This window comes from Comamonas sp. FG99, from assembly GCF_057808605.1.
On record NZ_JBMDII010000005.1, the window covers coordinates 108,152 to 122,839 of the forward strand.

General features: G+C 66.2%; 15 protein-coding genes. 14 read left to right on the plus strand and 1 reads right to left on the minus strand.

The annotated features are described in order from the left end of the window. Window positions 1-150 precede the first annotated feature (150 nt). From ACODRX_RS05215 to ACODRX_RS05225, 3 genes are all read left to right on the plus strand, one after another. Window positions 151-1,203 carry a Bug family tripartite tricarboxylate transporter substrate binding protein gene (locus tag ACODRX_RS05215; RefSeq protein ID WP_488869997.1) on the plus strand — a complete coding sequence of 351 codons (1,053 nt, stop codon included), beginning with the start codon at window positions 151-153 and terminating at the stop codon, window positions 1,201-1,203. Window positions 1,204-1,277: 74 nt separating this feature from the next. Next, window positions 1,278-2,612, plus strand: coding sequence for an amidohydrolase family protein (locus tag ACODRX_RS05220; protein ID WP_488869999.1), 1,335 nt, complete (start codon window positions 1,278-1,280; stop codon window positions 2,610-2,612). Window positions 2,613-2,683: 71 nt separating this feature from the next. Beyond that, the gene (locus tag ACODRX_RS05225) at window positions 2,684-3,166 is read left to right on the plus strand and encodes a RidA family protein (protein WP_488870001.1); all 483 of its coding nucleotides are present in this window, start codon (window positions 2,684-2,686) and stop codon (window positions 3,164-3,166) included. A gap of 28 nt (window positions 3,167-3,194) precedes the next feature. Here the strand turns inward: ACODRX_RS05225 and ACODRX_RS05230 are convergent, their stop codons facing one another. After that, window positions 3,195-4,100, minus strand: coding sequence for a LysR family transcriptional regulator (locus ACODRX_RS05230; protein ID WP_488870003.1), 906 nt, complete (start codon window positions 4,098-4,100; stop codon window positions 3,195-3,197). A gap of 54 nt (window positions 4,101-4,154) precedes the next feature. Here ACODRX_RS05230 and ACODRX_RS05235 point away from each other — a divergent pair, with 54 nt between their 5' ends. The 11 genes from ACODRX_RS05235 (at window position 4,155) to ACODRX_RS05285 (ending at window position 14,666) form a co-directional block, all read left to right on the plus strand. Beyond that, a complete protein-coding gene (locus tag ACODRX_RS05235; protein ID WP_488870005.1) occupies window positions 4,155-5,201 on the plus strand; it encodes a porin in 1,047 nt (348 codons plus the stop codon). 10 nt (window positions 5,202-5,211) lie between these two features. Next, on the plus strand, window positions 5,212-5,853 hold the full coding sequence (locus ACODRX_RS05240; protein ID WP_488870007.1) for a nuclear transport factor 2 family protein: 642 nt from the start codon (window positions 5,212-5,214) through the stop codon (window positions 5,851-5,853). 49 nt (window positions 5,854-5,902) lie between these two features. Then, entirely contained in the window at window positions 5,903-7,021 is a 1,119-nt protein-coding gene (locus tag ACODRX_RS05245) for an amidohydrolase family protein (protein WP_488870008.1), read from the plus strand. 111 nt (window positions 7,022-7,132) lie between these two features. Beyond that, window positions 7,133-8,014, plus strand: a complete 882-nt coding sequence (locus ACODRX_RS05250; protein ID WP_488870010.1) for a dioxygenase family protein — start codon at window positions 7,133-7,135, stop codon at window positions 8,012-8,014. Between the two features lie 24 nt (window positions 8,015-8,038). Beyond that, complete coding sequence (locus ACODRX_RS05255; protein WP_488870011.1) at window positions 8,039-8,803, plus strand: SDR family NAD(P)-dependent oxidoreductase; 765 nt, start codon at window positions 8,039-8,041, stop codon at window positions 8,801-8,803. Between the two features lie 14 nt (window positions 8,804-8,817). Next, entirely contained in the window at window positions 8,818-9,720 is a 903-nt protein-coding gene (locus ACODRX_RS05260) for a beta-keto acid cleavage family enzyme (protein WP_488870013.1), read from the plus strand. A gap of 60 nt (window positions 9,721-9,780) precedes the next feature. Continuing rightward, complete coding sequence (locus ACODRX_RS05265; protein ID WP_488870014.1) at window positions 9,781-10,779, plus strand: quinone oxidoreductase family protein; 999 nt, start codon at window positions 9,781-9,783, stop codon at window positions 10,777-10,779. 12 nt (window positions 10,780-10,791) lie between these two features. After that, window positions 10,792-11,142 carry a cupin domain-containing protein gene (locus ACODRX_RS05270; RefSeq protein ID WP_488870015.1) on the plus strand — a complete coding sequence of 117 codons (351 nt, stop codon included), beginning with the start codon at window positions 10,792-10,794 and terminating at the stop codon, window positions 11,140-11,142. Between the two features lie 164 nt (window positions 11,143-11,306). Then, a complete protein-coding gene (locus ACODRX_RS05275) occupies window positions 11,307-12,650 on the plus strand; it encodes an MFS transporter (protein WP_488870016.1) in 1,344 nt (447 codons plus the stop codon). 118 nt (window positions 12,651-12,768) lie between these two features. After that, complete coding sequence (locus ACODRX_RS05280) at window positions 12,769-14,259, plus strand: 2-hydroxymuconic semialdehyde dehydrogenase (RefSeq protein ID WP_488870017.1); 1,491 nt, start codon at window positions 12,769-12,771, stop codon at window positions 14,257-14,259. An 11-nt stretch (window positions 14,260-14,270) separates the two neighbouring features. Further along, a complete protein-coding gene (locus ACODRX_RS05285) occupies window positions 14,271-14,666 on the plus strand; it encodes a RidA family protein (protein ID WP_488870018.1) in 396 nt (131 codons plus the stop codon). Window positions 14,667-14,688 lie beyond the last annotated feature (22 nt).

The window sequence follows — 14,688 nt, forward strand, 5'->3', positions numbered from 1 at the left end:
CAATCCCGAGCCATCAGCGCAGCTGCGCCGGCCGCTCCATTTGCGCCGGTGTCGCACATGGAGCGGTGCTGGCGATAGTATTTATTTTTCTCATCAATTGATTTATTTATATCGTTGGACGAATGGTTTCAAATGGCTTGAAATAGCGCCATGAACGCTTCGAACCACCCATTTGCCCAAGCCTGCGCACTGGACCGCCTGCCTTTCGTACCGCCGAGCCGGCATGGCAGAAGGCAGTTTCTCGCAGGCGCCGCGAGCCTGGCATGCGCCTATGGCTGGCTGGCGCCGGCGCGGGCGCAGGCCTTTCCGTCGAAGACTGTCCGGATCATCGTGCCATATGCGCCCGGAGGCGGAATCGATGCCGTGGCCCGGCTGCTCGCGGATCGGTTGCAGCGCAAGTGGAAGCAGGCCGTCATCGTCGAGAACAAGACCGGTGCCTCGACGATCATCGGCACCATGGCGGTCGCCAAATCCGATCCCGATGGACACACATTGCTGTTGACGAGCGAGGCCTCCATCACCAGCAATCCCTATCTGTTCAGCAAGCTGCCCTACGACCCGCAGCGCGATCTCGCCCCGGTCTCCCAGATACTGAGCCTTGCGCAGATGGTGGTCGCGCATCCGTCCATCGCAGCCAACACCTTGGGCGAACTGGTGGCCCAGGCCAAGGCCGGCGAGCAGGCGCTGAACTATGCGTCCTACGGCTCGGGCAGCCTGCCGCATCTGCTGTTTGGCGGGCTCAAGCTGCGCTCCGGCATCGACCTGGTACAAGTCCCCTACAAGGGCATTACGCCGGCGGTCATGGCGGTCCTGGGCAATGAGGTGCAGCTCACGCTGGCTGGGGTTTCGGCGGCACAGGGGCATCTCACCACGGGCAAGCTCAAGGCGCTGGCCGTGGCCAACTCCAGGCGGATTGCGGAGTTCCCCAAGGTGCCCACGCTGCAGGAGGAGGGGTTCGGCGACGTCAATCCGCGCGAGTCCTGGTTTGGCTTGTTCGCGGCCTCGCAGACGCCAGCCGCGGTCATTGCCCAGATCCAGCAGGATGTCGCTGCCATCGGCCGCAGCAGCGAGTTCTCCAAGCTGTTGGAGCAGCGTGGCTTCACGCCCATTTTCTCCACCCCGGCCGAGTTCCGCCAATTCATCGCGGAGGACGCCGCGCAGAAGTCAAGGCTCATACGCATGACCGGCGCCAAGGCCGAGTAGGCCGGGACGCGCCGCCCATCTACCGCCCCTTTCCCGCACACACGCACCGTGTGCCCGTACAGCTTCGCCTATCCATGACATTCTCTCTTTCCCCCAGCGCTGCCCTGCCCGGCGAATTCGTGATCCGCAATGCGCATGTCCTGAGCATGGACCCCGAGCTAGGCGAGCTGGCGAACGCCGACATCCATGTGCGCGATGGCGCGATCGTCGCAGTGCGGCAGCAGCTGAGCTGCCCCGCAGTACCGGAGGTCGATGCGCGCGACATGATCGCCCTGCCGGGGTTTGTGGACACGCACTGGCATTTGTGGAACAGCGCCTTGCGCGGCCTGGTGCGCGGCGACGATGCCCAATGCGGCTACTTTCCGGTGACGCTTGGCCTTGGGCCGCATTTCACGCCCGAGGACTCCTATCGCGCGGTGCGCCTTGGGTTGGCGGAAGGGCTGCTTTCCGGCATCACCACCGTGCACAACTGGTCGCACAACACCCGCACGCCGGCGCATGCCGATGCCGAGCTGCGCGCCATGCGCGAAGTGGGGATACGCGGCCGCTTTTCCTATGGCTGGGGGCAGGACCTGCCGCTGTCCGAGCACATGGATCTCGCTGACTTGGAGCGCGTGCAGCGCCAGTGCGGCGAGCACGGCGGCCTCGTCACGCTGGGCGCAGCGGTGCGCACGCCCATCTCCAACCCTCGCGGCATCGTGCCCATCGAGGTCGTCAGCCACGAGTGCCGGCACATCCGCAAGCTCGGACTGCCGATCACCATGCATGCGCGCCCCGGCATCGTCTCGGTATTGCGCGAGCATGGCCTGCTCGGCCCGGACTTGCAGCTGGTGCATCCGCAGGGCGTGAGCGAGCAGGAATGCGGCTGGCTCGCCGAGAGCCGTACCACGATGACCTGCTCGCCGGTGATCGAGATGCACTATGCGCAGGCCGCGCGCGGCGTGATCCAGTTCCATGAACTCGAACAGGCCGGCGTGCAGCAAAGCCTCTCGGTGGACAGCTCGGCCGCGTCCGCCAATGCGGACTTCTTCAGCTGTATCAGGGCACTGCTGTGGTCGCACAAGCAGCGTTTTGGCAGCGCCGAGCCGCTGCCGGCGACCCGCCTGCTGCAACTCGCGACGCTCGATGGCGCACGTGACCTGGGGCTTGCGGACCGCATCGGATCGATCACGCCGGGCAAGCGCGCCGACCTCATGCTGGTGCGCACTACGGATCTGAACATGGCGCCGGTCCTGGATGCGGCCCATGCGCTGGTGTATTCCGGCCAGCCCGTGAACGTGGACACCGTGCTGGTCGATGGCAAGGCGCTGGTGCGCCGCGGGCAATTGACCCAGCTCGACCCGCAGTCGGTGGCGCGCGAGGCGATCGAGTCGGCCCACAAGCTGGCCCGGCTGCTGCCGCAGCCATGAATCCATCCTGCCCCCTGCCGCCGAACGCGGCGCATCGATTTATTTTCAACCGAGAAAGAACTGGAGACGATATGAAGCAAGCCCATCGCACCGCCGCTATGGCGACCATGCTGGCCGCGAGCCTCGGAGCCGCGGGCGCGCATGCGGCCGAGTTCCTGGCCCATTCGGAACGCACCCAGGGGCGCACCTATTCGCCGGCGGTGATCACCGAGGGCGGCAAGACCATCTGGCTGGCGGGCGTGACCACGACCACCGATCTGGACGGCAAGGACATTCGTGGTGACATGGAGGCGCAGGTGCGCACCGTATTCGCGCTGATCGACGAGACCCTCAAGCGCTCCGGCGGCGGGATGGCGGACATCGTCAACATGACGGTGTATCTCACCGATGTGCGCAACGGCGCCGTGTTCCAGAAGGTGCGCGCTGAAATGTTCGCCAAGGGCCGCTATCCGGCGAGCGCGCAGGTCACGGTGTCGGCGTTGGCCATGCCGGGCATGCTGGTGGAGATCCAGGCGACCGCCGTGGTGGGCGACAAGCACCTGGCCGCTCGCTGAGCACGGCTGCCCGGACCGGCCCCAGGAGCTACTTGTGAAAGTTCTTGCACATATGTGTCAGGCACTCGGCGAACACTGCTACGCCGGGCGACATCGAGCGGCCCTGCTGCGTCACCATCTCGATGGCGCGGAAGACGACCGGGTCGTGCAGGGCGATGAAGCGTGCATGCTGGGAGTCCAGCAGGGCTCCCACGTACGAGGGCACCACGGTGATCCCGAGGCCGGCTTCCACCATGCCGACCGCGGTTCCGAGGTAGTTCACCTCGAATCGCGGGATGATGGCGATGCCCATCTGCGCAAACAAGGGATCCACCAGCGTGCGAAAGCCGCTGCCGGAAGAGAGCGTGATCAAGGGTTGCTCGGCGAGGTTCTTCCAGGCCAGCCGTTTGCGATCGGCCAGCGGCCAGCCGCGGGGGACCATGACGCCCATGCTGTGCTTGAGCATCGCTTGCCGCCGCAGCTCGATGTCGGTCTGCGGAAACGCGCCGAAACCGATGTCCACGTCGCCGTTGCTCACCAGGCGCAGCACCTGATCCACCGGCTGGTCGACGATCCGCACCTCGATGGCGGGATGGCGCTGCTGGAATTCGGCAATCACCGATGGCACGAAGCTTGCGGCCAGCAGCGGGGTGGTGGCGATGGTCACGCGTCCGCGGCGCTTGTGCAGCAGGTCCTGCGCGTTGGAGACGGCGAATTCGACGTCGCGCAGGATGCGCTCCGCGCGCTCCAGAAATTCCTGGCCCGCCTCGGTGAGCAGCACCTGGCGGGTGGTGCGGTCGATCAGCTGCAGCCCGACCTGCGCCTCCAGCTCGCGCACCAGCAGGCTGGTGGCCGATTGCGTGAGATGCAGCTTCCTGGCCGCGGCAGTGAAGCCGGCGCTGCGAACCACTTCCACGAACGCGCGCAGCTGGCGCAGCGTGATATTTGAGGCCATTTGAAAAACTCATGATTGGTTTCTATTCATATTAATAGAGAAAGTGCAGGAGACATGAAGAAAATCACAATGCTGCTTGCCGGCATGGTCCCCTTTTGCGCCTTGGCGCAGAGTCAGGTCAGCGTTTTTGGTGTCGTGGACACAGGCCTTGCCTACGTCAAGGCTGGAGGGCAGAGCGTGACCGCGCTCACCAACAGCGGCGCCAGCTATTCGCGCCTGGGCTTCAAGGGCACCGAGGATCTTGGTGGCGGGCTCAAGGCGGGCTTTTGGCTGGAGGCTCCCCTCTCGGGGGATACCGGGCAAGGGCTCAATCCCGCCACGAGCCTGAACTTCGTGCGCCGCGCCACGGTGAGCCTCTGGGGCAGCTTTGGCGAGCTGCGCCTGGGCCAGGACTTCACCGCCTCGTACTACAACCCTGCCTGGTTCGATCCGTTCCAGGGCACGGGCATCGGCCAGCCGATGGCCTTCATGATGCTGGGCTCGCCGATTCGCATCGGCAACGCGGTGAGCTATCTTCTGCCCAGAACCCTGGAGGGCGTCCACGGCCAGCTGCAGTACGCATTCGGCGAGGAGCCTTCAGGCTCTGCCAACAGCAAGAAGGGCAACTACATCGGCATTCGCGGCGGGTACTCCAATGCGCGCATGAACCTGGCGGCCTCGGTGTCGCAATACCACAGCGGCACGGCCACCGTGGCCAGCCGCATCGACAGCATGAGCGTGGTGGGCACCTACGACTTCGGCATGGTCAAGCCCATGGCCTTCTGGGCCAGCGAGAAGAACTCCGCGGGTGCGCGCATCGATGCCTACCTCATCGGCGCGACCGCGCCGGCCGGCGGCCTGGGCGAGCTGCGGGCCACCTACAGCTACTACGACCGCAAGAACAGCCGCGATGACTGGACCAAGCTGTCGCTGGGCTATCTGCACCATCTATCCAAGCGCACGGCGCTCTACGGAACCTATGCGCGCATCGGCAACCGCGGCAAGTCCGCGCAGATCGTCACCACCACCGGCTTTGGCAACGCCCCCACCAACCAACCGCTGACCAACCAGCCCGGCGCCAGCTCGTCTGGATTCGAGTTCGGCATTCGGCATATTTTCTAAGGAGACCAGCATGCAACCATCTTCCAGCTTCGGCAAACCATCACTCAGCGGCCTGGCGCTCGCAGCGCTGCTCAGCTTCGCGGGCGCTGCCCAGGCGCAGCAGGCGGGCGCGCCGCCTGCCGTTGCCGCGCCCACTTCGGCCCAGATCCAGGAGCTGCTGGACAAGCAAGCCATCACCGAGCTGATCAACACCTATCCGCGCGGCCTGGACCGGCTCGACCGCGAGCTGCTCCTGTCCATCGGGCATCCGGATGCCAAGATGACTTTCGGCAAGACGGAGTTTCCCAGCTGGGCCGCCTATGTGGACTGGCTCATGAAGGCCCATGACGAAATGACGGGCAACAACCACCGCATGACCAACATCCTGATCCGCGTCAACGGCGACCACGCCGTCAGCGAAACCACGGGTACTGCGACGCTGCTGGTGCCCAAGGCCGGTGATCCCGACATGTACGAGGAGCGCTGGATGCATTCGCGCTATCTCGATACCTGGTCGCGGCGCAACGGCAAGTGGGGCCTGGATGGCCGCAAGACGGTGAGCGACTATCGCCGCATCAGCTATGTGAGCGCCGCAGAGGTGAAGAAGAACTACCAGATCGCGCCACGCGCCGGCAGGAATGACCCGTCCTACAAGCTGTTCGGCGCGCAGTGATGGATTGGCTTGTTGACTGACTATGCCCATGGGGCGGGGAGATTATTGGATGGAGACGAATATCACCGCAGGCAGGCGTGCGCCGGCTTCGGCCGCAATGCATGCCGCCTGCTGCTCGCGGCGCCACTTCATGGGCATGTTCTCGGGGCTCGCCGCCGCTGCGGCGCTGCCGGGCTGCCAGCATCTGCCGGCGGCTTCCGCCGACCCCGGTGCAGCCGGTGCTGCGGGGGCGGCCGCCGGGCGCATCGACGTTCACCACCATTTCTTCTCGCCCAAGTGGGTGAAGATGGTGGACAAGCGCAACGCGCTACAGCCGGTGCTCGGCTTCGAGCACTTCAAGAACTGGACCCTGGAGCGTGATATCGAGGTGCTGGACCGGGGCGGGGTGGAGAAGGCCTACCTCTCCGTCACCCAGCCCGGCGTGTGGTTTGGCGATGTCAAGGAAACCGCCTATGCCGCGCGCGAGCTCAACGAGTACGGCACCGGCATGAAGGAAAGGCGCAAGGGCCGCTATGGGCTGTTTGCGGTGCTGCCCCTGCCGGACATGGAGGCCACGCTGCGCGAGATCGAGTATGCGTTCGATGTGCTCAAGGCCGACGGCGTGGGCCTGCTGTCCAGCTATGACGACAAGTGGCTGGGCGATCCCTCGTTTGCGCCGATGTGGCAGGAGCTCAACCGCCGCAAGGCCATCGTCTACGTACATGCCACGGCCCCGGGCTGCTGTTCCTGGAATTATCAGCCGGGCATCCTGCCGACGATCGTGGAGCTCAGCTCCGACCTGGCGCGCGCCATGGTGAGCCTGGTGCACAACGGTGTCGCCAATGCCACGCCCGACGTGCGCTTCATCTGGTCGCATGGCGGGGGCAGCATCTGGGCGCAGCGCTTCCTGGTGGGCGAGACGGTGCAGTCGCTTGCCCAGCAGGCGCCGGCCAACTCGCGCCTGCACCATTTCCGGCGCTTCTACTACGACACGGCGGCGGCCGCCGACGCGGTGCACATGGGCATCCTGAGGATGATCGTGCCCAACTCCCAGATCCTCTTCGGCTCGGACTACCCCTGGGTGGAGCCGGCGAAGATCGCCAAGGGCCTGGAGCAAAGCGGATTCACCCCGGCCGAGCTGCAAGCCATCTATCGCGGCAACACCTTGAAGATGCTGGCGCACCAATAGCAAAGAGCACGCGGCACGGCAGGACTATGGGGGCACCCGGCCCGGGCTGGGCGCTGCCTGGCCGGGCGCGTGCGATTGAAGACCAACCCTCGCAAACAGGAGAGCAACAGGATGGAGCACCAAGTTTTGTCATCCACCGATCCGCAGGCACTGCTGGCCCAAGTGCTCAAGGCAAACGCCGGCACCGCCAACCCACGGCTGCGTAAGATTCTGGAGATCGGCATCCGGCATTTGCATGCCTTCGCGCTGGAGGCCGGCCTCACCCCCGCCGAGCTCGAGCATGGCCTGGACTTCCTGGTCGGGATCGGGCAGGCCAGCGGCCCGAAGAAGCATGAAGGTATTTTGCTGGCCGACATTCTAGGGCTGGCAACGCTGGTGCAGCTCCATGACGCGCGCCACGCGCTTGCCGCCGGCGGCACGGAGCCCGCGCTGATAGGACCGTTTTGGCGGGCCAACCAGCCGCTCAAGCAAAACGGCGAGAGCATCTGCAGCAAGGACACGCCTGGCGCCCGCATGCAGGTATCGGGGCGGGTGCTGTCCCTGGACGGCACCGCGCTGGCCGGTGCCCGGGTGGAGACCTGGCAGGCATCGCCCAAGGGCCTCTACGAGAACCAGGACGATACGCAGGCAAGCATGAATCTGCGCGGCCGCTTCGAGACCGATGAACAGGGCCGCTTCTCTTTCGAGAGCGTGCGCCCGGCCGGCTACCCGGTGCCGGTGGACGGGCCATGCGGAGCGCTGCTGGCCGCGCAGGGCCGGCACACCATGCGGCCCGCGCATCTGCACTTCATCGTGGTTGCGCCGGGGCACAAGGTGCTCGCGACGCAGTTCTTCGACGCCGAAGACCCGCATGCATTCGATGACGTGGTCTTTGGCGCCGTGGGATCGCTGCTGCGCCGCTTCGAGCCGCAGGCCGATGGCAGCTTCCGCCTGGACGTGGAGCTGCGCCTGGAGCCCGGCGAGACCCGTATTCCCAAATGTCCCATTCCTTGATGTCCGCTGGCGGACCGCAGCTCTATGAATAGTGCTTTCTCTCCCCTTGACCGCCTTGACGGCCAGGTCGCCGTCATCACTGGCGCAACCGGCGCCATCGGCGCCGCGACGGCCCGGCGCCTGGCCTCTCTTGGCGCCCACGTGGTGCTGCTGCATCGCGGCAATGCCGACAAGGCCGCGCCGCTGCTGGCGTCGCTGCCAGGATCGGGGCACGGTGCGGTCACCGCATCCGTCACCGACAGCCGGCAGCTGGAGGCCGCCGCCCGGGCGGTCGAGCTGGAGTACGGCCCGGCCCGGATTCTGGTGAACTGCGCCGGCCATACCCATCCCGTTGCGGCCGCGGACCTGGATGCGCTCGACGACGAGCTCATCGACGCGATGTTCGCCTCCAACTGGCGCGGCACGTTCGCCGCCATTCGCGCCTTTGCGCCGCAGATGCGGGCCACGCAGGACGGCGTGGTGGTGAACCTGTCCTCCATCGCGGGCGGCACCGGGTTGGGCAGCAATCTCGCCTACGCGGCCGCCAAGGCCGGCATCGACGCGCTGACCAAGGGCTTGGCGAAAACCCTGGCGCCGCACGTCCGGGTGCTGGCAGTGGCGCCGGGGGTCGTGGATACCGGCTTCGTCGCGGGGCGCGATGCGGACTTCAACGCCAGGACCGGCGCCTCGATCCCCTTGCGCCGCGTGGGCAGCGCCGACGACGTGGCCGCTGCAGTCGTGGCGTGCTGCACCAGCCTGCGCTATGCCACCGGCAGCATCTTCGTGGCCGATGGCGGCCGCCACCTCTGATTCCAGCAAGCGATATGAACCAACCCACCATCCTGACCTGCGCCGTGACCGGCAACCTGACCACGCCGGAGCAGACCCCCTATTTGCCGATCACCCCGGAGCAGCTGTCCGCCGCCTGCATCGAGGCCCACGATGCCGGGGCTGCGGCGGTGCATATCCATGTGCGCGATCCTCAGACCGGCAAGCCCTCCATGGACCTGGAGCTGTATGCCCAGGTGGTGCAGACGCTGCGCCGCGAACGACCGCAGCTCATCATCAACCTCACTACCGGACCCGGCGGGCGCTACGTGCCCAGCGAGGACGATCCCAAGATCTATGCCCCGGGGACTTCGCTGCTGCCGCCGCAGCAGCGTGTGCAGCATATCGCGGCGCTGCAGCCGGATATCTGCTCGCTTGACCTCAACACCATGAACTCCGGCAACCAGGTGGTGATGAACACGCCCGCCAACGTGCGCCGCATGGCAAAAATCATCCGGGAAGCCGGCGTGGTGCCCGAGCTCGAATGCTTTGATACGGGCGATCTCGTGCTTGCGCAACAGCTCATCGAGGAGGGCTGCCTGCAAGGGCCGGGCATCTTCAGCTTTGTGATGGGTGTGCGCTACTCGCTGCCGTTTACCACGCAGGCCATGCAACTGGCGGCTTCGCTGATCCCCGGGCAGGCCCAATGGACGGCATTTGCCGTGGGCCGGCATGCGTTTCCAGCGGTCGCGCAGGCCTGCCTGCTGGGTGGAAACGTGCGCGTCGGCCTGGAGGACACGATCTACATCAGCCGGGGCGAGCTGGCCAAAAGCAATGCCCAGCTGGTCGGCAAGGCCCGGCGCATCGTGGAGGACCTGGGAGGCACGCTCGCCACCAGTGAGCAGGCGCGCACGCGCTGGGGGCTTCGCCCAAGCAATGCCCAACCGGCTGCGCGTTGATTGCCGGCCGCCTGGGCACCCGTCTGTATTCACCCATCTTGTTCGAAAGAGTATTCAATCATGACCATCCTGCAAACCATTCCCCAAGCCCTGAGGCTGGCCGCCAAGGCCGCCAGCGCCGACGACATCGCTCCCGCCATCATCGACCAGCCACGGCCCGAGCCCGGGCAGGGCGAGGCGGTGGTGGAGGTGCTGGCCGCCGCCGTCAACCCCAGTGACGTGAAGGCGGCGCTGGGCGCCATGCCGCAGGCCATCTGGCCGCGCACCCCCGGCCGTGACTTCGCCGGCCGCGTGGTCGCAGGCCCCGCCGAATGGATCGGCGAGGATGTCTGGGGCACCGGCGGCGATCTGGGGGTGACCCGCGATGGCACGCATGCGCGCTATCTCGTCCTGCCGGTGGATGCTCTGAGCCGCAAGCCCGCGAGCGTCTCGGTTGCGGCCGCCGCGACGGTCGGGGTGCCTTTCATTACGGCCAACGAGGGCCTGCGCCGTGCCGGCCTGAGGGGCGCCGGGCAGACGGTCCTCGTGCTTGGCGCGAATGGCAAGGTTGGCCAGGCGGCAGTCCAGCTGGCAACGCGTGCCGGCGCAGCGGTGATCGGCGTGGATCGCGGCTCCAGCACCTACCATGGACACGCATCCGCGCCCATCGCCATGCTCGACAGCGCAAGCCCCGATCTGGCCCAGCGCATTGTGCAGGCCTCGGCAGGCCGCGGCATCGACATCGCCTACAACACCGTGGGATCGCCGTACTTCGAGCTGGCGCTAGGCAGCCTTGCGATTGGTGGCACGCAGATCCTGATTTCCACGATAGAGCGCACGGTGCCCTTCGATATTCTGGCGTTCTACCGCCGCAACCTGCAGATGCTCGGGGTGGACAGCCTCAAGCTCAGCGTAAGCCAATGCGCGCAAGTGCTCAATACCTTGCTGCCGGGGTTCAACGATGGATCGCTGCGCGCCTTCGACGTGGATGAGGCCACGCTGCTGCCACTCTGCGAGGCCGCGAATGCCTATCGCAAGGTGCTGGGCGGCTCGATGGACCGCGTGGTCCTCGCCCCCTGAAGGGTGGATGCCATGCATGCGGTGCCCATTGCCCAGGCCCCCACCTACGAAGCCCCTGGCCATGCCGGCATGCGCATGCAGCGGCTGCAGGGGATGGAGGCCGGCCCATCGGACAGCGTCTGGATCGGCTGCTCGCTGATCGAGCCCGGGGGCGGCACGACGCTGAGCGCCTCCGAGGTCGAGAAATTCTATGTCTGCCTGGAGGGCGAGGTGCAGGTGACGGCGTCGGCTGGCGGCCGCTCTGAAGAGACGGTGCTGCGCCCGCTGGACAGTTGCCGCATCGCCCCGGCAGAGGCGCGGCAGCTGCGCAATATCGGCGCGCAACCCGCTCGCCTGCTGCTGGTCATGCCGCGGCGGGGATGATTCCGTGCCCTGGGATGGGGCGCAGGCGGGCCGGCGTTGTATTCCATCGGCTTATATCTGCGTCTCTCGAATTCATTATCCAAGCGCCGGCATCCTCACTACATTTCAGCGTCACGAGACATGTGTCCCCTGGTTCAAGGGGTGCTGAATGAAAAGAGGCGGGAATGCGAAAAATCAACCTTCAGGTGCTTGCTGACGAAGCCCCGTTCACGAGATTCCATTGGACGGTCCTGGTCTGGTGCGCGCTGGCGATCGTGTTCGATGGGTACGACCTGGCCGTGGTCGGCATTGCGTTGCCGTCGATCATGAAGGACATGGGCGTCGATGCCACGCAGGCCGGCTTCATGGCCAGCTCGGCGCTGTTCGGGATGATGTTCGGCAACGTGCTGTTCGGCGGGCTGTCCGACCGCTTCGGGCGCAGGTTCGTGCTGTGCCTGTGCATTGCGATTTTCAGCCTGTTCACCGCGCTGGCCGGCATGATGCATGGCCCGGTCTCATTCAGTGCGATGCGCTTCATCGCCGGGCTGGGGATCGGCGGCGTGATGCCCAACGTGATCGCGCAGATGACGGATTATTCGCCGCTGCGCATGCGCAGCACGCTCATCACCCTGACGTTCAGCGGCTACTCCGTGGGCGGCATGCTGGCCGCCATCCTGGGCAAGGGGCTGATCGAAACCTATGGCTGGCAGGCGGTCTTCCTGGCGGCGGCCGCGCCGGTCTTGCTGCTGCCCCTGATCTGGATGCAGATGCCCGAGTCGCTCGGCTTCCTGCTCAAGCGGGGTCGCACCGGCGAGCTGGGGCGGGTGCTGGCGCGCATGTCGCCGGGCTTCGAGCCGCAGCCTGGCGACCAGTTCGTGCTGGCCGCAGCGCAGGCCGGCAAGGCCGCGCAGCGCTCTGCGCTGGGCGAGCTGTTCGCGCAGGGCCGGGGTTTCAGCACGGTGATGTTCTGGCTCACCTGCTTCATGGCGCTGTTCATGGTGTATGCGCTCAACTCCTGGCTCACCAAGCTCATGGCGCAGGCTGGCTACAGCCTGGGTTCGGCGCTGACCTTCGTGCTGGTGCTCAACATCGGCGCCACCGTGGGGGCCGTGTTCGCGGGCTGGCTGGCGGACCGCATCCACATCAAGGTCGTGACCTTCCTGATGTTCGTGATCGCCGCCGTGGCCATCACCCTCATGGGCTACAAGCTGCCCACGCCAGCCCTGTTCGTTGTGGTGGCCATCGCCGGTGCATGCACCATCGGCACGCAGACCATGACTTGCGCCTACTGCAGCCAGTTCTACCCGACCACGGCGCGGGCCACCGGCGTGGGCCTGATGCTCGGCGTGGGCCGCGTGGGCGCGATTCTGTCGCCGATCTTCATCGGCGCCATCGTGGGCATGGAGCTGCCCTTGCAAAGCAATTTCCTGGCGATCGCCGCGCCCGCGGTGGTGGCCGCGATCAGCATCCTGCTGGTTCAGCACCAGCGCTCGGACCTGGTGTGCAACCGCCGGCCGGGCTTGGCATGAGCCGGCCGCGATATTCCTCGCCGTCATAGATGCGGCCTTCGAATTCATTAGTCAACGGAGTCGGCGCTGCCTAGACTGCCAGCACTCTGAAACACGCATAGCAACACTGGAGCCCAGGATGACAACTTCCGCCCGCTTTGCACTGCCGGCCAGCCTGCAGTCGCTGCGCAACTACGTGAACGGCCAGTTCGTGGAAACCGGCAAGACCTTCGACAACGTCAGCCCGCTCGATGGCCGCCTGCTGGCCAAGGTGCATGAGGCCGACGCGCAGCTCGTCGACCAGGCGGTGCAGGCCGCCCGCCAGGCCCTGAGCGGCCCCTGGGGGCGCATGAGCGTGCAGCAGCGTGCCGAGCTGCTCTACAAGGTGGCCGGCATCATCGAGCGCCGTTTCGACGAATTCGTCGCCGCCGAGGTGGCGGATACCGGGCGCCCGATCGAGCAGGCGCGCGCGCTCGACATCTATCGCGGCATGGCCAACCTGCGCACCTTTGCCGACCTGGGCAAGGTGGCGAACGGCGAGTACTTCGAGACCCAGCTGGCCAACGGTCAGAACCTGATGAACTACACGGTGCGCAAGCCCCTGGGCGTGATCGCCAGCATCTGCCCGTGGAACCTGCCGCTGCTGTCGATGACCTGGAAGGCCGGCCCCGCGCTGATTTGCGGCAACACCATGGTGGTCAAACCCTCGGAGGAAACCCCATCCTCGGCCACGCTGCTGGCCGAGGCATTCGACGAGGCGGGCGTTCCGCCCGGCGTATTCAACCTGGTGCATGGCTTTGGCCCGGGCTCCGCCGGCGAAGCCATGACCATGCATCCCGGCGTCGATGCGGTGACCTTCACCGGCGAGTCGCGCACCGGCTCCGCCATCATGAAGGCGGTGGCCGATGGGGTGAAGGACATCTCGTTCGAGCTGGGCGGCAAGAACGGCGCGGTGGTCTTCGCCGATGCCGATTTCGATGCGGCTGTCGAAGGCATCGTGAAGTCCAGCTTCACCAACTCGGGCCAGGTCTGCCTGTGCTCCGAGCGCGTGTTCGTGCAGCGCCCGATCTTCGACAAGTTCGTGGCCGCGCTCAAGGCCAGGACCGAAGCGCTCAAGATCGGCTGGCCTGACGAGCAGGGCGTCTTCATGGGTTCGCTGATCTCGCACGAGCACCGTGACAAGGTGCTGTCGTACTACCGGCTGGCGGTCGAGGAGGGCGCCACCGTGGTGAGCGGCGGCGGCGTGCCCCGGTTTGGCGATGCGCGCGACGACGGCGCGTTCGTGCAGCCGACGATCTGGACGGGCCTGGCCGACTCCGCGCGCTGCATGCGCGAAGAGGTGTTTGGCCCGGTCTGCCATATCAGCCCGTTCGACACGGAAGAAGAGGTCATCGCGCGCGTGAACGACACGCCCTATGGCCTGGCCGCCTGCGTCTGGACCGGTCAGCTGCAGCGGGCGCACCGGGTGTCGCGCCAATTCCATGCCGGCATCGTGTGGATCAACACCTGGTTCTCGCGCGATCTGCGCACGCCGTTCGGCGGCTCCAAGCTCTCGGGCATCGGCCGCGAGGGCGGGCGCCATTCGCTGGACTTCTATTCGGAAACAACCAATATCTGCCTCGCGCTGTGAGCACCATTCGCATGCGAGAACTGATCACCTCGGCCAAGGGCCCGCAACCGAAGTTCCGCTACACGCCCTGTGTGAAGAACGGCCCGTTGGGCATGGTCTCGGGCATGGTGGCGCTCGACCCGCAAACGGGCCGCCTCGTCGAGGGCGGCGTGGCCGCGCAGACGCAGCGCATCTTCGACAACCTGTACCTCGCGCTGCCCGACTATGGCTACGAGCTGCAGGACTTGATGCTCGCGCGCATCTACACCACCTGCATGGACGAGTTCCCCGCCATCAATACCGTGTGGGAGGCGCAGTTCAGCCAGGTGGCGCCGCCTGCGCGCACCTCGGTCGGCGTGAGCGCCCTGCCGCTGGCGGCGCTGGTCGAGATCGAATTCCTGTTTTACCGCAACCCAGCAACCCGATAAAGGAGCTGCCCCGTGCAAGCCC

Coding starts and splice junctions, on each gene's coding strand:
- ACODRX_RS05235 (WP_488870005.1), top strand. CDS start 4,155: ATGAAGAAAATCACAATGCTGCTTGCCGGCATGGTCCCCTTTTGCGCC.
- ACODRX_RS05240 (WP_488870007.1), top strand. CDS start 5,212: ATGCAACCATCTTCCAGCTTCGGCAAACCATCACTCAGCGGCCTGGCG.
- ACODRX_RS05265 (WP_488870014.1), top strand. CDS start 9,781: ATGACCATCCTGCAAACCATTCCCCAAGCCCTGAGGCTGGCCGCCAAG.
- ACODRX_RS05270 (WP_488870015.1), top strand. CDS start 10,792: ATGCATGCGGTGCCCATTGCCCAGGCCCCCACCTACGAAGCCCCTGGC.
- ACODRX_RS05220 (WP_488869999.1), top strand. CDS start 1,278: ATGACATTCTCTCTTTCCCCCAGCGCTGCCCTGCCCGGCGAATTCGTG.
- ACODRX_RS05280 (WP_488870017.1), top strand. CDS start 12,769: ATGACAACTTCCGCCCGCTTTGCACTGCCGGCCAGCCTGCAGTCGCTG.
- ACODRX_RS05215 (WP_488869997.1), top strand. CDS start 151: ATGAACGCTTCGAACCACCCATTTGCCCAAGCCTGCGCACTGGACCGC.
- ACODRX_RS05275 (WP_488870016.1), top strand. CDS start 11,307: ATGCGAAAAATCAACCTTCAGGTGCTTGCTGACGAAGCCCCGTTCACG.
- ACODRX_RS05285 (WP_488870018.1), top strand. CDS start 14,271: ATGCGAGAACTGATCACCTCGGCCAAGGGCCCGCAACCGAAGTTCCGC.
- ACODRX_RS05225 (WP_488870001.1), top strand. CDS start 2,684: ATGAAGCAAGCCCATCGCACCGCCGCTATGGCGACCATGCTGGCCGCG.
- ACODRX_RS05250 (WP_488870010.1), top strand. CDS start 7,133: ATGGAGCACCAAGTTTTGTCATCCACCGATCCGCAGGCACTGCTGGCC.
- ACODRX_RS05230 (WP_488870003.1), bottom strand. CDS start 4,100: ATGGCCTCAAATATCACGCTGCGCCAGCTGCGCGCGTTCGTGGAAGTG.
- ACODRX_RS05255 (WP_488870011.1), top strand. CDS start 8,039: ATGAATAGTGCTTTCTCTCCCCTTGACCGCCTTGACGGCCAGGTCGCC.
- ACODRX_RS05245 (WP_488870008.1), top strand. CDS start 5,903: ATGGAGACGAATATCACCGCAGGCAGGCGTGCGCCGGCTTCGGCCGCA.
- ACODRX_RS05260 (WP_488870013.1), top strand. CDS start 8,818: ATGAACCAACCCACCATCCTGACCTGCGCCGTGACCGGCAACCTGACC.